16 protein-coding genes are annotated in these 21168 nt (G+C 38.5%); 12 read left to right on the forward strand and 4 right to left on the reverse strand.

The genetic code is table 11. The features are described from left to right. Positions 1 to 36 precede the first annotated feature (36 nt). Together MKY07_RS00855 and MKY07_RS00860 are read left to right on the forward strand one after the other, a co-directional pair. A complete protein-coding gene (locus MKY07_RS00855) occupies positions 37 to 1155 on the forward strand; it encodes a nucleotide kinase (RefSeq protein ID WP_339263499.1) in 1119 nt (372 codons plus the stop codon). A 208-nt stretch (positions 1156 to 1363) separates the two neighbouring features. Further along, a complete protein-coding gene (locus tag MKY07_RS00860; RefSeq protein ID WP_008407489.1) occupies positions 1364 to 2146 on the forward strand; it encodes an SDR family oxidoreductase in 783 nt (260 codons plus the stop codon). Positions 2147 to 2205: 59 nt separating this feature from the next. Here the strand turns inward: MKY07_RS00860 and MKY07_RS00865 are convergent, their stop codons facing one another. After that, positions 2206 to 2559: a YbgA family protein gene (locus MKY07_RS00865; protein WP_339263501.1), complete on the reverse strand. Its 354-nt coding sequence runs from the start codon at positions 2557 to 2559 to the stop codon at positions 2206 to 2208. A 250-nt stretch (positions 2560 to 2809) separates the two neighbouring features. On the opposite strand from MKY07_RS00865, the gene MKY07_RS00870 reads away from it, so the two are divergent. The 3 genes from MKY07_RS00870 to MKY07_RS00880 all read left to right on the forward strand — a co-directional run bounded on the left by MKY07_RS00870 (position 2810) and on the right by MKY07_RS00880 (position 6366). Then, positions 2810 to 4105: an acetamidase/formamidase family protein gene (locus MKY07_RS00870; protein WP_339264608.1), complete on the forward strand. Its 1296-nt coding sequence runs from the start codon at positions 2810 to 2812 to the stop codon at positions 4103 to 4105. A gap of 111 nt (positions 4106 to 4216) precedes the next feature. Then, entirely contained in the window at positions 4217 to 4735 is a 519-nt protein-coding gene (locus tag MKY07_RS00875) for a hypothetical protein (protein WP_008407493.1), read from the forward strand. 188 nt (positions 4736 to 4923) lie between these two features. Further along, positions 4924 to 6366: a Fe-S-cluster redox enzyme gene (locus MKY07_RS00880; RefSeq protein WP_339263503.1), complete on the forward strand. Its 1443-nt coding sequence runs from the start codon at positions 4924 to 4926 to the stop codon at positions 6364 to 6366. Positions 6367 to 6412: 46 nt separating this feature from the next. On the opposite strand, the gene MKY07_RS00885 is transcribed toward MKY07_RS00880, so the two are convergent. Next, entirely contained in the window at positions 6413 to 7597 is a 1185-nt protein-coding gene (locus MKY07_RS00885) for a CaiB/BaiF CoA-transferase family protein (RefSeq protein ID WP_008407495.1), read from the reverse strand. A 701-nt stretch (positions 7598 to 8298) separates the two neighbouring features. Here MKY07_RS00885 and MKY07_RS00890 point away from each other — a divergent pair. The 7 genes from MKY07_RS00890 to MKY07_RS00920 all read left to right on the forward strand — a co-directional run bounded on the left by MKY07_RS00890 (position 8299) and on the right by MKY07_RS00920 (position 19192). Further along, positions 8299 to 12765: an S-layer homology domain-containing protein gene (locus MKY07_RS00890; protein WP_339263504.1), complete on the forward strand. Its 4467-nt coding sequence runs from the start codon at positions 8299 to 8301 to the stop codon at positions 12763 to 12765. Between the two features lie 427 nt (positions 12766 to 13192). Beyond that, the gene (locus tag MKY07_RS00895; RefSeq protein WP_339263505.1) at positions 13193 to 14602 is read left to right on the forward strand and encodes a GGDEF domain-containing protein; all 1410 of its coding nucleotides are present in this window, start codon (positions 13193 to 13195) and stop codon (positions 14600 to 14602) included. 448 nt (positions 14603 to 15050) lie between these two features. Next, entirely contained in the window at positions 15051 to 15224 is a 174-nt protein-coding gene (locus MKY07_RS00900) for an FAD-dependent oxidoreductase (protein WP_339263506.1), read from the forward strand. Further along, complete coding sequence (crtI, locus tag MKY07_RS00905; protein ID WP_339263507.1) at positions 15214 to 16707, forward strand: phytoene desaturase family protein; 1494 nt, start codon at positions 15214 to 15216, stop codon at positions 16705 to 16707. The genes MKY07_RS00900 and crtI overlap by 11 nt, the downstream gene beginning before the upstream one ends. Before the next feature lie 47 nt (positions 16708 to 16754). Continuing rightward, positions 16755 to 17873, forward strand: a complete 1119-nt coding sequence (locus tag MKY07_RS00910; RefSeq protein ID WP_339263508.1) for a glycosyltransferase family 2 protein — start codon at positions 16755 to 16757, stop codon at positions 17871 to 17873. Between the two features lie 12 nt (positions 17874 to 17885). Next, entirely contained in the window at positions 17886 to 18371 is a 486-nt protein-coding gene (locus MKY07_RS00915; RefSeq protein WP_041865809.1) for a hypothetical protein, read from the forward strand. 95 nt (positions 18372 to 18466) lie between these two features. After that, on the forward strand, positions 18467 to 19192 hold the full coding sequence (locus MKY07_RS00920) for a 3-ketoacyl-ACP reductase (RefSeq protein ID WP_339263509.1): 726 nt from the start codon (positions 18467 to 18469) through the stop codon (positions 19190 to 19192). 106 nt (positions 19193 to 19298) lie between these two features. Here MKY07_RS00920 and MKY07_RS00925 read toward each other — a convergent pair whose 3' ends face one another. Continuing rightward, positions 19299 to 19844, reverse strand: a complete 546-nt coding sequence (locus tag MKY07_RS00925; protein WP_339263510.1) for a GNAT family N-acetyltransferase — start codon at positions 19842 to 19844, stop codon at positions 19299 to 19301. Positions 19845 to 19973: 129 nt separating this feature from the next. Further along, positions 19974 to 21161, reverse strand: a complete 1188-nt coding sequence (locus tag MKY07_RS00930; RefSeq protein ID WP_065216226.1) for an MFS transporter — start codon at positions 21159 to 21161, stop codon at positions 19974 to 19976. Positions 21162 to 21168: the final 7 nt, after the last annotated feature.

The following is a 21168-nucleotide window of genomic DNA, read 5'->3' on the forward strand; positions in this document are numbered from 1 at the left end:
AAATAGAATGTATAAAAATGAAAATGGCAACTTTTCTTGCCGGTTAACATAAAAATAAGGTTAACAAGGTTATGGAAGGATGACATTATTAGCACGACAAAACATTTCTTCGGCCAGGCAATGACAGGGCAGGGTATTAAAAATATTTATAAAGAGTTAATGGATGAAGCAAAAGCTGTGTATTTATTAAAGGGAGCACACGGTTTCAAAGTTTCTGAGTTACTGCAGAAAATTGGCTCTCATTACTGTGAAAAAGGTGCCCACATTGAGCTTTTCCATGATCCTTTATTTGAAAATACGGTCGAGGCTGTTTATATTCAAGCCCCTCATCAGATTTTAATTGTTCAAGCGACAAACCCGTCAATAGAACCGGTACTGCTGGGAATACGGGATCATGTCATTTCCCTGAATGACTGTTTGGATGAACAATACATTTCATTGTATGGAAATTTGTCTTCAGTAAACGAATCGAAACAAGCCTATTATGACCAATGCTTTGCCAAGCTTGCAGATGCTATTCACATTCATGATGACTGGGAAGTGGAAACGAGAAAGCAAATGGAATGGAGCGGGTTGGATCAGCAGTTTGCGGAGTTGACGAACGATCTGTTTGGCGAAACGAATCGGCAGAAATCCGGCCAGCTTACTCATCGCTTACTCGGAACATTAACCCCAACAGGAGCGCAAGACACAGTACAAAGCATTACGCAAAACCTTGAAAAGAGATTGTTTATTAAAGGGTATCCCGGAACAGGGAAATCTTCGATGATGAAGAAATTAGCCAATGAAGCGATAAGCAGAGGCTTTGATGTACAACTCGTTTGGTGCGGACTGGATTCCAATTCGATTGATATGGTCATTATCCCTGAATTGAAATTCTGTATTTTTGACAGTACGGAGCCGCACGTGTATTTTCCTGATGGAAATCGTCCTGGTGATGAAATTTTCGATATTGCTCAGCATTGTCATCCGACAGAAGTAGAAGAAAAGAATATTGAAGCAATCGTAGAAAAGTACAAAGCAACGATGGCAGGTGCAAAACATTTTGCAGCAAAATACGCAGAACAAGAAAGGAAAGTACGTGAAGCAGTAGATGCTGCTATCAACTTAGATGAATTCAATAAACGAACAGCCGGGCTTTTTGAGCTTTTCTGATTTAAATAACATTTTTAGTAGGCATGGATCCGAATCTATATCGGGTCCATGCCTCACTTTTGTGATGATATATCCTATATTATAAATACTTTTTCCAAATAACATAAAAGTTTACAGAATATTAAATTTTTTAGGGGCTATAAATTTTACTCAAACAGAAAATACTGTATGCTGATGGTGAGCTTTTCATAACAAAGGAGGACAACTCATGAATCGTTTTGAAGGAAAAGTTATAATTGTTACCGGTGCAGGTTCGGGATTAGGACAAGCTGCGACATTGCAAATTGCAAAGGAAGGCGCAAAGCTTGTACTCGTTGATTTAAACCAGGCTGGACTGGATGAAACAAAGAAAAAAGTGCAAGAAGTGGCACCAAATGCTGAAACATTGTTAGTGACAGCAAATGTAGCTACAGAGAGCGAAGTCGAAAATTTTGTCAATCAAACGGTTGAGAAGTTCGGCAAAATTGATGGTTTCTTTAACAATGCAGGAATTGAAGGAAAGCAAAATTTAACTGGTGATTACGGAATTGAAGAATTTCATAAAGTCATATCCGTCAATTTAAACGGTGTCTTCTATGGTATGAAATATGTGCTTAAAGTAATGAAGGAGCAAGGATACGGCTCGATTGTCAATACGGCTTCGGTTGGCGGGATCCGTGGTGTGGGTAACCAGTCAGGCTATGCGGCAAGTAAGCATGGCGTTGTCGGTTTAACGCGCAACTCGGCGATTGAATACGGCCAATACGGAATTTCGATTAAAGCAATTGCCCCTGGTGCAATCATGACCCCAATGGTAGAAGGATCACTGCGCCAAATGGGTGGCGATAACTGGGAGGAAGTCGGTAAGGAGTTTGTAAAGCCGAATCCGATGAGACGTTTCGGTAAGCCGGAAGAAGTCGGTTATTTAGTGGCATTCCTCTTATCAAACGAAGCTGACTTCATCAACGCAGCGGTTATTCCAATTGACGGTGGGCAGTCTTATAAATATTAATTATTAATCCCCTTAAAAAAATCTTTAAGGGGATTTTTTATCCTCATTAATCTCCTCTTTTAACGCTCCAAAACGCGGCTTTCCAGTAAATATGTTACTCCATATTTCTCTGCCAATTGTCTTAAAAAGGTTAATAGTTCGCTGAAGCTTGATGTTTGTATCAATTGTTCATACTGTTTTTTCTCTTCTTCGGTTGCAACCTTTTTAAAATAGCCCCACATATGTTGGCAAGTATTGCGCATGCTTCCTTCTGTTGGCGTTAAGTTTAATGCCTGTTCGATCAGCGCTGAAATTTCTTCATAAGCGGCCTTGTTTTTCATCGCCTGTCGAATCTTATTATAGTAATTTTGGCTGTGAAACATCACATTATACTTTTCCTCACGCCAAACGATTTCCGTCTTCTTCTGATCCATAAAATTTTCTCCTCCCGTTTCACTTTTGCATAATGTACTAGTTGTTCACATTATATAAGATAGAGAAAAGTTTTGCTTTTATATGAAGGCAAACCAAACTTATAGTGTAAAAAATTGTATAATGTAGATAGCTTCAAAATTTACTGAATTTACTTAAAATTAAAGGGAAAGAGGGATTCCGATGGTAAATGAACTAACATCAGTGAATGGAGAAATAACAGGAGAGTTGGTATACCGGGAAAAACAAGTCATTCAGGCTGCTGAAACAATATTCGTCAATGAATTTACAGATGGTGTATTGAATCCGAATGCACCGATGTTGGGACTATTAAAAGATGGAGGGACGATTATTGCCAATACAGCTCCTGGCTGTTGGGGCCCAATGATTACACCGACGATTCGTGGAGGACATGAAGTAACGAAGCCGGTATATGTGGAAGGTGCGGAAGTCGGAGATGCAATTGTTATTCAGATTAAGTCGATTCAAGTAACATCGATTGCGACTTCTTCAGGAACAGACGAAGCTCAGAATGAACGTTTTATCGGAGATCCTTTTGTGAAAGTGAAATGTCCGGGTTGCGGGAAGCTCCATCCGCCGACAATTGTCCAGGGTATCGGTCAGGAATCGGTAAAATGTATGACATGTGGGACGGATACAACACCATTTAAAATTTCAAACGGCTATACGATGACATTTAATTCAAAAGGGAATGTTGGATTAACGGTCGGAAAAGAGGCTGCACGCCGGATTGCTCAAGACAGCAAAAACTATATGCGAACTCCGGAAAATTCCGTTCAAAATCCAATTACTTCATTCGCGCCGAGTGATTTGATCGGAGTGCTTGCAAGAATGCGTCCGTTTGTTGGACAGCTTGGAACAACGCCATCAAAAGCAATGCCGGATTCTCATAATGCCGGTGATTTCGGAACATTTTTAATCGGAGCACCACATGAATTTACGATGACCGAAGACGAGCTGAATATTCACCGTACAGATGGACATATGGATATTAATCGTGTACGTGAAGGGGCTGTTGTCATTTGCCCTGTAAAAGTTCCTGGGGGCGGTGTATACGTAGGAGATATGCATGCAATGCAGGGTGATGGAGAAATTGCCGGACATACGACAGATGTCTCGGGTATCGTACAGCTTCAGGTGAGTGTATTGAAAAAAGTAAATTTGGACGGTCCAATTCTGCTGCCGAATGTAGAGGATTTGCCTTATACTGCAAAACCTTTTACGAAAGAAGAAAAACGCATTGCACGTGAGTTGGCTGAAGAATTCGGTGTGAAGCAAGTTGAGGAAAGTTTCCCGTTGTCGATAGTAGGAACAGGAGCTAACTTAAACGTGGCTACAGAAAATGCACTCGAACGAGCAGCAAAATTATTTGAGCTGACAGTGGAAGAAGTGAGAAATCGTGCAACCATTACCGGTGGAATTGAAATAGGAAGGCACCCGGGTGTTGTGACGGCTACGGTTCAAATGCCGAAAACACTTCTGAAAAAAGCGAGACTGTTTAAAACCATTAAACGCCAGTATGACTGAATTTCGTTGATCAGTCGTAAAAAGCAGTAAAATCATAGTTAATTAGATAAGTTTTTGTTCTTTATTTTTCGGGAATTAGGAAATTACTAGAAAAGTAGAGGGGATGAAGCGATGCAGCCATTGATCAAGAAGATAGAAGCTCTTGTCATCTCGATTAGCGTTCAGTCCGGTATTGGTATTATTGAAGCAATAAGTGAAAAAGACGGCAATAAGAAAGTCATATTCCAAATTACATCAAAAACGCCTTTAATGACAAAGGACGGATACCAAATTGGGGCATCTGCCATTCCAGTTAAGGCGAAAATTATTGCCTTTATTGATTCCAGAAATCCGTTGCCAATGGTTTCCCCGCCACATACGACACCATTGCTCATTATTTTTGATCAGTTTGATAAAGAGGGCGAGGTATGTGTCGGTGCATTTGACCGGGTGCTTTACTGTGATCAGCTGAAGCTTAAACTCCATGTTAATGAAAAAACGGAAATTGTGGATTTGGCGGGAAAGCGCGTTGATCAGAAAGATTTGGAAGGAAAGATGCTGTTCATTTTTTATGACCGTGCAACGAAAAGTAAACCAGTGCAAGCCAATCCATCAAAAATTATTGTGACCTCTATTATGCATAATGAATAGTGAAGAGGCATATCGTTTTCTATTTATCAGTTTGTATGTTCTAAGCAATATTTCATACGAATTGGAACAAATGAAACGATATGCTTTTTTTGTGCAAGAAAAGTAAAAAAATTAAAACGTTACATACACAATTATTTTTTGGTATATTTTTGTATAGAAATAAGGTGGAATATATGGAGGGATCTTTGTTGTTGCTTTCATTTGATGAGCAGCTCTTTCAACGGACGGACGGACAAACAGGAAAAAAGCTAGAGCAAGCTTTGGAGGAAGATTTTCTATTTGTAAAACAAACTGCAATTTGGGGTGCAACTGTACAAAGTAATGAATTTTTGTTGGAGCAGGAGCGTGCAGAAAAGTTTTGCTTTCAGTTAATCAAAAAATATTGGGGTAAACTAGAATTATATAGTAATGATTCAGTTCACGAGACGAATACAGTGAATGAAAAAATGAAGGAGTATTTTGCCGAGCAGCAAAACAGAAAAGCGTTATTTTCATTTTTACATACACAAGGAGAAGTGGCATTTGACCAGCTGATTGAATTTATTTATACAAAACCTGTTCCTGTATCTCGTCAACAAACAGGACTTGAGAAAATGTATGTGTACAAAGTAAACAATCAATTTTTTGTGCAACCAATTTACTCTGTAAATGAAAAGTACTGGAAAATAATTGGAGCGAAGAAGATTTATTCAATGTTTTTACAAGTACCCTTAAGGAACATTACAAGACCCGTTGAATTAATGAGACATTTTAAAACATTGCTTGCGGGACAATTCACGGCAAATCGGATTGCAACTATTATTCATAAGCTCGTACAAAAGATTGATTATGAAAATCCGAAATCTGATGAAGTAAAGCAGCTGCATCTATTAAATGTCCGAACGCATTTTACAAGTGGACGACGCCATATGCTGAAGCTTCGAAAATGCATTCACGCATTACTGGAAAATTGGTCGACCGGAAAGTTTGCATTAAATATGAAAGAACAAACACTGCTTGGCTATATGTTATTTCAGGAGGCGGTTTATAAAAGAGATTATCGGAGTATTTTACTGCAGGGTATGTATCTAATTGAAGAAGAGCGGATTAATAATCATGCGATTGAACTTGTCGTTGAATATGCTGACGTGTTGAGCAGCATGAACCCGCAGCCTGATACACTTGTGAAAGATTACCGGGAAAACTACTTGGAGCATGTCTTTTATGAACTGATTAATAGTGTTGTAAAAGAGGAGCAGTTTGGGCTTGGGATGGAGCTGTTGAAAAATAATGAGCTCGCGTCATGTACAGCGGTATTTCAGCTGCTGCATGCCGATGAAACGGAAACGATGCTGCATATGATTGAAGCCACTGTTCAACGCGATATTGCTCTATTCGTTGATGGTTCGCCACAAAATATCAGGGAATCGATCATTATTTGGCAACAGCAATATTTAAAAAAAGGCAGCGCTTATTATCATGTTGCTGAAATGACATCACAGCATATTTGCAATTTGTTGAAAATACTGTTTTGGGCAGAAGAAGATCTTTTAGTGGAGAAACTATTAGCGGTCTATAAGAAATATTTGATTATACCGCATCATTTCCAAGATTTGCGCCTATTTATTGAGCGCCGTGTAGCTCTATGTTAAAAAAGAAAAGGTGAGGCAATGCCGATGCATGCCTCACCTTTTTATTTTACTGTAATACCCCTGCTTTTGTTAGTTGCTCGATTTGTTCTTTACTATAGCCATATGCAGCTAAAATTTCCTCGGTATGTTCACCCATTTTTGCCCCGACATGTTTATAAGTCGGCTCAACTCCGCTTATTTTCAGGGCAGTTCCAATTTGGCGTTGCGAGGATCCATCCGGTTTCTGAACATCTACAAGCATATTCCTTTCTTTTATTTGCGGGTGTTCGCAAGCTTCGTCAAATGTAAGAACGGGCTCCACACATCCGTGGAAGTCTTCATTGAAAATTTCTAGCCACTGATCAAATGTTTTCGAGCAAAACGCATCGGTAACCGCTTCCTTAAAGCGTTGCTGTGTATAGTAAGAGTCATTAAATGTGCTGTCGATCAGTTCCGGAATGCCAAGCGCTTCACATAGCAGTTTACGGAACTGAGGCTCCAGGCTGCCGACTGAAAAATAGCGCCCGTCTTTCGTACGGTAGTAATCATAAAATGTTCCGCCGTTTAAAATTTCCTCTTCTGGCTGAGGCGGACGGCCGCTTCCGAGATATTGTGTGCCATATAAAGCATTCATAGAAAACACCGCATCAGTCATCGAGACATCAATAAATTTCCCTTCGCCTGTTTTTTCACGGTGAAAAGCAGCCGCTAAAATTCCGACAGCAGCATGCATTGTCCCGCCGGCAATATCCGCGATTTGAATTCCCATTGCAACAGGTTTTTTATCCTTTAAACGGGAATGATTGAGCACTCCGCCAATTGATAAGTAGTTATTATCATGGCCTGGCCGTGTTGCATATGGTCCGGTTTGTCCATAGCCTGTAATCGCACAGTAAATGAGGCGCGGATTGAATTCGCGCAATGTTTCATAGTCAATTCCAAGACGCTTCATCACACCCGGGCGGAACCCTTCAATGACAATGTCATAATCTTGGATAAGCTTTTTAATAATTTCAATGCTCTCCGCAGACTTTAAATTGAGCTGCAAAGATTTTTTTGAGCGGTTTAAATGCTGATGGAAGTAAGATTCCTTATCTTCATCATACGGCGGCATAATCCGCATTAAATCAACACGGCGCTCTGATTCCACATGAATAACATCTGCCCCAAGATCTGCAAACATCATTGACGCAAGCGGTCCCGGTAATAGCGAACAAAAATCCAAAACTTTTAACCCATTTAAAATAGTCATACCCATCCCCCTTATGTGTTGAACAGTTGTTTTTGTAAGAAATATTGAATGTTAAGTGTGGAAAGTAGAAACCCTTTGCCGGAAAGTAGAACTTTTTGGCGCAAAAGTTGAATCAAATTAAGTGAAAGTAGAAAGCATTGGTGTCAAAGTGGAAAGTTCTGAATGAAAAGTAGAACCAACGCCAAAATAAGAGCTTATACAAGAGCAGATGACGCCAACGCTTTCAATAAAATATAAATATAAGAAAAAGAGTCCCCTTATTTTCTCATTCTCTATCATCCATTATATTTTAAATACTCTGAAAATTATAGTGCGAAAATAAGCAAATTGTGCAGAAATATAGAAAAAACAAACTTAGATAGATTGTTCTCTACTCTTTTTTTAAAAAATAGCCCTAATGAGGAATAAAATATAAGTTTAGTGAATATTAACTAGTATAGAAACCCTATTAAAGATTAGAAAGTTTTTAGCTAGGGTAAAGTATGGATGGTTGGCTATTTATTTATAAGAACGATTTTGCTTTAGACATTTAAGTCGGAGCAGGGTCGTTCCTTTTTTTGTCCAAATATAGAAATCCAGAATTAAAATGAAAAACTCCATAAATTTCATACAGTTTTGCACACCGTTAGCCGATATAAAGAGTAGAAGTTTTTACTAGATTGAACATGTTACGACATTTCAAAAGGGAGGGATTTTCTAACATGGACTCGAAAAAAGCACAAAAACTCTCGAAGGCAGCGGTCGCAACGGTTTTGGCGACAAGCGGTGTGCTAGTGGCAATACCCCATCAGGTAAACGCCTATTCATTCAGTGATTTAAATCCAAATGCAGATTATTATGAGCCGATTATCGATTTAGCCAACCGTAAGATTGCAACAGGCTATTCAAACGGAACATTTAAACCAAATACAGCGATTACTCGTGAAGATGCCGCAAAAATGCTGGCATTGACGATTGATGTAAATACAACAAATCCAAAAAATCCGGGTTTTAAAGACGTGACGGTAAATAATCCAAATTACCGTTATATCGCCGCATTGGCAGAGGCTGGTGTCATTAATGGCTATTCAGATAAAACCTTTAAACCAAAAGAGCCGATAACACGTGGTCAAATGGCGAAAATTTTAACACTCGGCTTCAAGTTTGGTATTTCAACAAAACTTAACCACGGTTTCAAGGACGTTTCAAATAAAAATGCCAATGCGTATTTTATACAGACACTTTACGATCTGAATGTAACAAAAGGGAAAACGCCTGTTTCATTTGATCCGTTCAATACCGTAACACGCGGACAGATGGCGACATTTATTTGGCGTGCGGAAAAAGCGGACCGCGGCAATCCTGTCTACACAGTCGGGGATATTGTAGGGAATCAAATATACATAAACGGTGTCGCGTACACGGTGGCATCCCATTTACGCAGTATTATTAATGCGGGAAATCAAAATGTATTAAAAGGTGCTTACATTGAAGGAAGCTATTCAGGAAAGACCCTTCAAAACATTTCGAAGCTGACAATCAATGCAAGCGGAACTTCCTCACGTTTACTGGCGCTTGATGGGGGCTATTCTTCTTTTGCAGGGGAACTTGTCATTCATGGTAGTTATTTACGCTTCAAAAATGTCAATTTTACAGGACGTGTGGAAGTAGCGGAAGTACCACGACGCTCGCTTGGCGCATTGGAAAATGTACGTATTGCAAGTTTAGGAAGCTTCGCATCGTTTATCGACTGGGGAACACCTACAGATCCGAAAAATGAAGATTTCCTCAACCCTAGTGAAAACGAGAATTTACAGAACAAGCCGGACCCGACAAAACCGGAGCACCTGCAAAAATACACAGAACGTATGGCAAACGTTAAGAAGTACGTGGACTTTGAAAACGGGGATATTCGTCAATTGTATGTAACTGCTGACCGTACATTTTTAAAGGCTAACTATGATATCGACCGCCTGACAGTACAAGGAAATGTAGCAAATGTGGAACTGTATGCAAGCCCGAACGCGATGTATATCGATACGGACTACAATGTTTCTATTTATGGCGTTCATGATATTCAATACGTGTATAAAAACACATTGAAAAATGTGTACCTGAATACAGACAGCACATATGATTATTATTACATTACATCAAGCAACGGCTTTACGAATCTTGGCACACATGCCTATATTTCTAAAGCGATTATCCCAAACAACAAAACGGTAAATGATGTGTTTGATGATTATAAAACAGATGACCCGAACATTGGTTATGTAGAGGATGAAAACGGAAAAGCGGTTGACCGTGACCCTGTGGAAAATACGATTATTACAGATGTAACGTCCCCATCCATTACACAACTGGATGTTGCAGCAGGCGGATCGACAGCCGATGTGACATTAACAGCCGATGAAGATGGAACGTACTACTATGTCATTAAAAAGGCCAATGAAAAAGCGCCATCGATCAGCGAGATTAAAACAGGCGGTACAAAATATAACGGCAATGGCCCACTCGTCATGGACGAGCCTGTGAAATTTACGGTATCCGGCCTGGAAACGATGACGGACTATGTGATTTATGCGATTGTCATTGATGATGCGGACAATGTTTCGGAGAAGGAAGAGCAGGAGTTCTCGACAATTGATAACCGACCACCGACGTTCAGCTTGGATAAAGGCGAAAAGATGTACGGTGGAAAGCGCGTGCAATTTGTCATTAAGGGCATTACCGAGCCAGGCGAATACTATTACTATATTCGCGAGAAATCGCCCGTTACGATGCCGGACCCAACTGTCGATGAAATTATGAAGCGCTATACAGGAAAAGGGACAATTACAAAACCTGAAGATATCGTCATTACCGAAACAAAATATGGCTCAACCCCGGCAATCGGCGACATTAAGCCGAATACAGAGTATGAAATTTATGCGGTGATGGTCGACAAATCGGGTAATAAAATGCGCAACCCCGCGCCGAAGATTGTGATTAAGACGGAGGGGCCTGATACGACTTATCCGTATGTTATAAATACTGAATTAACACCTGCAAGTTCATCTAATTCAAACGAAGGTTATTTTTACATTTCAGTTAGTGAAGAGTTAGATAAAACAAGTGCTGAAGATGTTAATAACTATGTGTTATCAGGAACCGGTATTGTCAATATTACAGGTCAGAAAGAAATCAAACCGAGTGAAGTAGTTTACTCTAATAAACGTATTCGTATTAAAATCCCTTCTGTTACAGCGTTAGTAAATGGGGATACAATTCGTGCAACGATACTACCAGGAGTAAAGGACCTAGCGGAAAATGAGTTTGAAAGTGCACTAACAGCTCCAGGAGGAAATCCGCCACGTAACTATGCGGTATATAACCATACTGATGCATTAGCACCAAAATTAAAAATTGATAAAGTTGAATCTTCACCAACAGACAACAAATTCTTAATTGATGTAACGACTAATAAAGCAGGTACTTACTATTACATGATATTAGAGAAGGGGTATTTTGATAAAAACTCTAATATTACACCACGGGATTTTGTAGATGAGTTTGATTCTGAAACAGTAACAGGTGAATTCCAGTCAAATGGCTTAAATGATTATTTAGCTAAAGGTTCTGGACCGGCAGAACTAGGGAAAATCAAGTTACCCCCTATATCAAGACCAAGTGGAGTTAGTGAATTTAAAGATTACGCAATTTATATTTTGCTGAGGGATCGTTCAGGAAAAATCTCAGTATGGGATCAAAAAACTTTGATTACTGATACGAAGCCACCTTTAACTTCAAACTATAGTATTCAACCACCATTAACTGGTAAGGATGATTATAAAAATAAAACAGCTCTAATTACGTTTAATGCGGATGAAAATGGTACACTTCATGTTGCAGCAATTCCAAAATATAAGAAAGATTTACCACCAAATAATAATAATTATATTTGGAATAAAGACTCCTCTGAAGTAAGTTATTTCAATACGAGTAGCGGCAAACTAGATACTTCACGGAGAGATATTAATATTATTGATGATATTAACACATATAATAATGCTGCACGTGCGCAGTACTTTAAAGATTTTGCAAACAAAGCAGGAAAATATATTTCGAAAGAGTTTGAAGCTGGGAACCCTACAGTAACAATTGAAAATCTTGACCCACATATGGAATACAACTTTTTAATCGGTGTGGAAGATGCATACGGAAACTTTACTGTTCGAAAAGTAGATGAGGACAAACCGTTAACCTCTTCAGATCAACCAAATGGCGAACTAATTGTTGAGAATTTTTATACAGATGGTGTGAAGCCGCATATTATCGATTCAACTCGAAATGATGCGGTTAAACCGATTGATCAAGCGTATGTTTTGGCGGAGAACGAAGCTCTAATTTATAGAGATAAATTAAATCCAAGTGATTCTGATTCATTACGATTTACTATTACATTTAATGAAACAATCATGCGTCAAAATACGGTAAACAGTTTTAATAAGAGTAATTTAAATGCTTCCAACTGGAAAGAAATTCTGAATATTACGGGTGACGGTGTATCGGAAGATCATTTTGATTTTGTTTCGTATACTGAAGGAACTCCGGCTACAACAAATCAATCTACTCTAGTAATTAAAGCAAAAGATGTTACAACTGCTAATAAAACAATAACCGTTACGATGGAAGACTCAGATAAGGTATATGATTATAATGGAAAAAATCGAGATAATCGATTCGATGTCTCTAAAATTGGTAAGTACATTTACCCAATTGAATCATTGGCAGTTAATATTAAAGAAATTTTGAATTATGGAAATTACTTTGTTCGAATTAGAGTCGAATCTAGTATACCGGTGAAACATGGTCAACGCTTCTACTATGCAGTAATGAATAGTAATGCATCTACACCTCCAACCTTTGAAGATGCAAGAAGAGCTGCACAAGGTGGAACAAAAATAACGGGTATGACAATAGCTGGAACGAATATTATGGACGAAGCTCGTGACGGAAGCCGAATATGGGATTTAACATTACCATCCAATGCAACAAATGTATTTGGGGGAGGACAAAAAATCTACTTCTTTACTGTTGATAATTTCGGTAACATAATACAGGCGAAGAATTCCGATGGTACTGCGAATCATGTAGTTATTCCATCTATTGTGACTACACCAGCACCAAAACCTATTGATGATTAACCTATATTATTCTTATTAATTTCACTCAATCCAAACCAATTCCACAAAGCGAAAGCTGCGCGGAGTTGGTTTTTTCTCTGAATTTTTATTCTGGGTGAAAACCCGCATTATTTAATTCCTAGAGATTTTCACATGTACAGAAGCACTTCTATAAGGATTCGGTGGAGTGTAACCAATGGCCCGATTTTAATGAAAAAGCTGCACAGTCTGTATCATAAGTAACTGAAGCTTTTGAAAAATCCCTCTAGAAGATGTATAAATAAGCGTTTTAGAGGGATTTGTTATTTATTAAAATTACTATAATATATTGTATAATCAATCAAATATACATATGGTTGTTTCAGCTTTAATTGACAGTAATGGAAAGAGGAATAGGGATTGTTCCAAATTTGAGTAGGCATTTACTATAGGAAACCGGGAGCGGATTATGGAAAAACAAGATTTGAATTTACTGCAGCAGAAGGTGACTATGCTTAGAGCTGAAGGGAAATACAAGGATACAATAGAAGCTGGATATGAACTTCTTAAGTTGGGCATAGAATTAAAAGATTATAAATCGATTTTAACTGCATATATAAATAATGCAGCATCTTTTTATTGCGTAGGCGATATTGAAGAGGCTTTCAATTGTATTGACCAGTATACGGAAGTTTGTACTAAACATGGTGATGAAGCAGATTGGGTAAATTTATACAATGTCTCCTTTTTATTATATGAAACAAACAAAGATTACATAAAAGCAAAAGAAACATTGGAAAAATCCATTCAGCTAGCGGGAAAATTGGAAAAGTATAATATTGTCAGTAACGGATACAGCAATCTTAGTCATGTCTATATGATGGAAGGGAATTTTGAAAAGGCTTTAGAAATGGCTGGATTAGGGCTTGAAATGGCCAAGTTACATAAACCGGTATCATCCATTTTAGCATTTAGGGTCAAACTGAATCTTGCCAAATCATATATTGGTCTTGAAGATTTAGAAGCTTCCAAGTCACTTATAGATGACATGATCCATGAACCACTATTAGAAGATTTTAAAAGAGAAAAAGCGCAGTGTTATGACTTACAGGGCGCCTGGTACAGAAAAAGCAAGCTATATGCAGAAGCTTATGAATCCTATACGAATGCAAAAAATATTGTTGAGGAATATAACGATGTCAACTTATTAAAAACGATTCAGGAAGAACGCTGCAAATTGTGTGAATTAATGAATAATGTACAATTAGGTTATACCGTACAAAAAGAATACATCGCCCTGCTCAATGAAATTAGCGAACGTCAAATTGCTTTGTCAGCGCTCAAGCTCGACATTAAGCATAGGGTTTCAGCTATAAAAGCAAAGGCGAATATAGATTATTTGACAGGTTTATATAACCGGAGTTATTTGGAGGGAACTGCTAACGAATGGTTACAGGAAGCCTCCATTAACAATGAATCTATTCAATGTTTAGTGCTTGATATTGATAATTTTAAAGGGATTAACGATGAATTTGGGCATCTTTTCGGTGATGAAGCCATCAAACTTGTTAGCAAGGCATGCTCAAGTACGCTAAAAGAAAATGAACTGATCGGCCGTTATGGTGGAGATGAATTCGTTGTAATATTAAAGGGTGCTACACGTGAAGAAGGCTTGATAAAAGCGAAGCAAATAAATCATAGCATACGTAACTTGAGCATCAATAAAGATGGAAAAACAGTGAAGATAAAGGTCAGTATTGGGATGTCAAATAACTTGGATAGAAAAGTAGAAACCTTTGAAAATTTATTCTATTCTGCGGACATGGCATTATATGAAGCAAAAAAAGGCGGGAAAAATCAAATTCGTGTTAGTCGATAATATGAATTAGTGATAAGAATATATTAGTTATTTGGTAGGGGACACGATTCAAATATGAATCCGTGTCTTTTTTTTGTTGTGATGTTGTAAACAAGAAATATGCATTATTAGTGGTGTTACAACTGGATTATTCTACTGTAGAAATTTAGGGAAAGCTTCACAGTCTTTTCTTTAAACGTTATACAAAGTTGATAACTATTTGATAAGGTTAATAAAACGATATGACTTGCGAGTTGAAAATGAAAAAGATGAATAGGGCTTAATAAGATAGGTTAAGAGCGATAAATTAAGGGTAAACGATTTAGAAGGAAAATAAAAAATAAAGATACACAGCGATTAAAAGGTTATACATTTTTATAATTATTGTATAATGTTAAGTGAAGGGCGATCTATCTATATACATAAGGAAGAACGAGCGTAACCGAATAATTATTAGGGGAGCTCAAATATGAATAAAAAAGTCATTGTTATGGGAGCTGGTGCAGCAGGAATGGCAAGTACAATTCGCTTGCAACAAGAGGGTTACGAGGTGGAGCTGTTTGAAAAGGATGCACTGCCGGGAGGGGCAGATTCGAGTCTAAACAAAAAGATTACAGAGGGGGAAACACAATATGTCAGGTAAGAAAAAGGTGATTGTAATAGGCGGAGGGCTTGGTGGTTTATCAGCTGCAATCTCACTTCAGCAAAAAGGATACAATGTTGACCTATACGAACAGAATCATCATCTAGGCGGAAAGTTGAACCGTTTGGAGCAGGATGGTTTTGGTTTTGACCTGGGTCCATCCATACTAACGATGCCTCATATATTCGAAACTTTATTTCAGCAAAGCGGAAAACAAATGAGCGATTATGTTCCGGTTCAGCGATTGGAGCATCAATGGCGCTCATTTTTCCCGGACGGTAATACACTTGATTTATATGAGGATTTACAGGATATGGAGAACTTGAATCCTTCTCTTACGAAAAAAGACATTAAACAATACAAAAAACTACTGGAATATTCTAAAGGATTATATGAAATAACGGAGCAAGGGTACTTTAATCAAGGGTTAGACAATTTAAAGGAAGTGCTCCAATATCACGGTGCGTTTCAATCATTGCGGAAATTTGATTTATCTTCCACAATGTTTGATGCAATTGATAAAAGAATAAAGAACCCGCAATTCCGGGATATGCTAAGTTATATTGTAAAATATGTTGGATCTTCCGCCTATCATGCGCCGGCTGTTCTAAATATGATGATTTACATGCAGCATGCCCAGGGAATTTGGTATGTACCTGGTGGAATGCATAATTTAGCAAATGCTTTAGTGAAGTTAGCAGAGGAGATTGGTGTGACATTCCATCTTGGGAAAAAGATCGTGAAATTAGATAAAAACAAACGAGTTATTACAGCTGCCTATACAGATGATGGAATGAAGTTGACTGCCGATTATTTTGTTTCCAATATGGAAGTCATCCCAACGTACAAACAATTAACAGAAGAAAAAGAAAGTTATACCGATAAATTAGATAAAAAATTCGAACCCGCAAGCTCGGGGCTGGTTTTACATTTAGGGGTTAAAAATAGCTATCCGCAACTTGCCCATCATAATTTCTTTTTCTCCAGCAATATGAAAAAACAAATGAATCTGATTTTTGATAAGCATGAACTTCCTGATGACCCGGTCATTTATTTAGTGAATGTGAATAAAACTGATCCAAAACAAGCACTGCCAGGCCATGAGAATCTGAAAATTCTTCCACATATTCCTCACCTTCAAGAGAAACCCCTAACTCGACAGGAGTATACCGAGTTTGCTGAAAAGGTATTAATCAAGCTGGAAAATATGGGATTGGACAGACTTAGAGAAAGTATTGTCACAAAGGATATGTGGACACCGCATGATATTGAACGAACGTACTCTTCAGACCGCGGGGCAATTTACGGAACCGTATCCGATAAGAAAATGAATAAAGGATTTAAACATCCGAAGCAAAGTGAACGTTATGACAATTTATATTTCGTCGGGGGAACCGTCAATCCAGGCGGCGGCATGCCAATGGTTACGCTTAGCGGGCAGCAGGTGGCGAAGAAACTAATGGAAAGAGACAGGCTGAAGTAGATAGCGTATTAGCTATTAGACAAAAGCAAATGGAAGGAACATGATCAATGGAAACTTTGTATTTGGTTGTGCAAATACTATCCTTACTCGGATTATTATGTGGTGTGCTGATGTTTTGGTCTACAAGAAAACCACCAGCAAAAGAGGGAAATCAGCCATTACCTGCATTGTCGATCATCATACCAGCCAGAAATGAAGCGCTTCGGTTGCCGCCATTGTTAAAATCACTCCAGCAGCAAAGTTGGAAGCGTTTTGAAATAATTGTAGTCGATGATGGTTCCTCGGATCATACTGCTGAAGTTGCATTATCATACGGAGCGAAGGTATTAAATAGTAAACAAGTAGGCGGGATGAGCCCGGGTAAATCCAATGCTTGTGCGTACGGGGCACAATCTGCAAAAGGAGAATGGCTGCTGTTTTTAGATGCGGATGTTCAGCTTGCCGATGAGGACAGCCTTGAGCGCATGATGAACAGCTTCAGCAAGCAAGAAGGAAAAGGGATCTTATCCATTCAACCGTATCACCGGATTGTAAAATGTTACGAAAATTCATCCGTAATATTTAATATTATTGTGCTGACAGGAATGAATGTATTTACCGTTTGGAAAGGAAAGTTTGCAACGGCAGGATCATTTGGACCATGTATCCTTTGTGATAAGGAGAGCTATATTTCAACAGGGGGGCATGAGGCAGCGGAAGAGTCGATTATGGATGACTTTGCACTGAGTGATGTTTTTTTAGCTAAAGACTTACCGGTAACCAATTATGCCGGCAAAGGGATTATTAATATGCGTATGTATGAAGAGGGACCGAAACAATTATTGGAAGGCTGGACAAAAAATCTGGCAACAGCTTCACAGTCAACTCATAGATTTGTCATGTTGCTCATTCAGCTGTGGATTTTTGGTGTAATAATGGCAGTGTCGGCAACAATTCTCGCTTTTTTGACGGAATCTTCTGTGGCGCTCTTATGCGGAATTATTGTCTACTTATTATACGGAGGGCATGTGTATTTTCTGGCGAGAAGAGCAGGGAATTTTCATCTCATGATGTTCTTGTTCTATCCTTTTTTTGTTTTATTTTTTACAGCCGTATTTTTATATTCATTATATCGCACACATGTTTTACATTCGGTCATGTGGAAAGGCAGAAAAATCAAAGTGTAATAGGAGAGAGGTATGACAGTCATAAATGCAATTTGGCTTCTCATTGTTAATATAATGGTATGGCTTGTTCTTCATTTTTCGATTTCAGCGCTCTGTTTCAAAATTCCTTTACGCTATTTTTTGAAGGATGTTGTATTTCTCCGTATTGCAGAGTGGGAGGAAAACGGGAAGATATGGAACCGGTTATTTTTAGTGAAGAAATGGAAAAGGCACTTAATTGATGGGTCTTCGATTGCAAAGAAAAGTTATAATAAAAGCCATTTGCACGGTACAAAGCGGGAAGATTTAAAGATTTTTGCAGCTGAAACAAAAAGAGCGGAGATAACGCATTGGCTGCTAATTTTGCCAGCGCCCCTTTTTTTCATATGGAATCCTGTTTGGGCAGGCTGGATTAACATCGCCTATGCACTCTTCGCCAACTTCCCATTTATTATGACGCAACGTTATAACAGAGGACGAATTGAGTCTATTGTAGGTTTATCTAATCGTAGCAATTAAAAAGTATATCTATATCGGCCAATCGCAAAATAAGACGTATGGAAGTTCACTATGTTAAAATTTTATTGAAATAATGTTTGAAGGAGACGATAAAATTGGGTCAGTCATTACAAGGTAAAGTAGCGGTTGTAACAGGTGCTGCACGCGGAATCGGTAAAGCGGTAGCGGTAGCATTAGCAAAAGAGGGTGTGAACGTAGGGATCATTGCACGTTCGGAAGAGGCACTACAGCAAGTAGCGAAAGAAATTGAAAGCCATGGCGTTAAAGCTGCTTATGCAGTGGCGGATGTTTCGAATTTAGAACAAGTACAGAAGGCTGCTGGCCATCTAAAAGAAAAGTTGGGGTTAACGGATATTTTAGTTAACAATGCAGGTGTCGGGAAATTTGAAAAGCTCGTGGACATGGATCCGGCAGAATTTAAAGAAATTGTCGACATCAACATAATGGGTACTTTTTATGTATCGCACACAATTGTACCGCAATTAATCGAGAAAAATGCGGGTGATGTTATTAATATTTCATCAACAAACGGTTTAAACGGTGCGGCAACATCAAGTGCATACAGTGCTTCTAAATTTGGTGTCATCGGCTTAACCGAGTCACTTGCTGCAGAAGTGCGCCGTAACAATATTCGCGTAACAGCATTAGCGCCAAGTACGATTGCAACAGATTTGGCGGATGCACTGAACTTAGTGCCTGATGAAAAAAGAGATCAATATATGCACCCTGAAGATATTGCGGATTATATTATTGCTCAATTAAAGCTGAACAATCGCATGTACATTAAAAACGCGACATTAATGAATACAAATCCATTCTAATCATGGACCGGTTTTCATAACTGTTGAATATGAAAAAGCCCTTCATTCTGTTTGCTGCAGACTGAAGGGCTTTTTTTAATAATTCTATTTTAGGGTGTAAAAGCGATTAGAATTCCTCTTTTAATATAGAGTAATAAACACTATCCACGAGAGTACCTTTAATCATATGATTTTTTCGCATCGTTCCTTCATGTGTCATCCCTAAACGTTGCATAACTTTAGCGGAGGCCGCATTTTGAACGTGAGATTCAGCAAATACACGTTCTAAGCTGAGTGTATTGAAGGCTAAGTCCAATATTACTTTGCTTGCTTCTGTTATATAGCCTTTTCCCCAGAAGCTGCGGTTTAATGTAAAGCCGAGTTCCCCGCTTTTATTCCATTCATGGACACGGAACTCGATTGCACCGATCATTTTATTGCTTTCTTTTAATACAATCGCATACTTCCCGGCAGGTTCTTTCATAAAATAATTCTCAATCATCTTCTTCGTTTGTTCCAGATCTTTGTGTGCATGATAAAGAAATTTCGTCGTTTCCTCATCCGCAGTATATTCGTACATATCTTCAGTATCCTCAATAGAAATCGGACGTAAAAAAAGACGCTCGCTTTCCAGATGACTGTTTTTTTCTAGTAATAAATTAAGGTTTTCCATTTGTTTTCTCCAATAATATGACTTTTATTCGAGAGTGTTATAGGCTTGCTTATCATAACATAATATACATTTTTTAACTATACAGAGAAAAAGCAACATCCGGTATACAACCGGATGTTGCCTTTAACCTTACATATTCGATTGATGAGCAGTGGAAATTTTTTCTTCTCTTCCATTTGTTTTTCTCGTTAAAGAAAAGACTGCACATGCTAACGCAACAAGTACAAGTGCACCGCCATACCAAGCTGCATGTGAAATCGTGTCTGTTTGAGTGATTACGATTCCGCCAAACGCTGATCCCATCGAAATACCGATCTGTAAAGCCGAATTATTAAAGCTTTGCTGAATATCGGATGTGGCAGGATCTGTCTGAATCAAGTAGCTTTGCTGTGGTGGTGATAAACTCCAGCTTAGCGCTCCCCAAATCATCATAATCGGTATGAAGATGATAAGAGAGAAGGTTGTGAATGGCAGTATGAATAGCACGACTGCAAATGAAACAATAACGAAAATGATACTCTTTGGTGCACCAATTTTATCCGAAAGCGTTCCGCCAAATGCGCCGCCGCTTACTGCAGCAATCCCGAATAATAAATAGCAGAGACTGATCCAGCTGGAATTCAGACTTAGTTCTGTTTCCAAAAATGGTGTGAAGTACGCGTACATCGTATAGTGTCCAGCCAGCATAAACATCGTTGCAAGATGGGCACTGCCAATTTTGGAACTGGCAACAGCCTTTAATTGTTTCGAAAGTGGAATTGTCATTTCCCCAGGAACCTTCTCTAAGAAGATTGAAATGAGAATAAATGAGCCTACCGATAAAATCGCAATACCTAGGAAAATTACACGCCAACCGAAGTAATCGGAAATTAAAATGCCAAGTGGTACACCTAATACAAGCGAAGAACTAATTCCCATATAAATGAAACCAAGTGCCTTCGCACGATGTGCCGGTGAAACTACTTTTGCAGCGAGGATTAACGAAAGCACGGTAATCAGTGATGTACTCATTGCACTTAAAATACGGGCAACCATCATAAATGTGTATGTCACACTGAAATACATCATGATATTACTGATGAAGAAAATAAACAACGAAATAAGATATAACTTTTTTCGTTCAACTTTGCTCGTTAAAACTAATAACACAGGACCGGCGATTGCATAAATAAGGGCAAACACGGTAATCAGTTGTCCGGCAGTGCTTATTGAAATATTCATATCAGTTGCAATGATTGGGAGAATGCCTCCAACGATCAGTTCCACCAACCCGACAGCAACTGTTGATAATGCGAGTATTAAAACTTTGAAATTCATATTTTGT

Origin of the sequence: Solibacillus sp. FSL W7-1472, assembly GCF_037969775.1 — a bacterium.
Lineage (GTDB): Bacteria > Bacillota > Bacilli > Bacillales_A > Planococcaceae > Solibacillus > Solibacillus silvestris.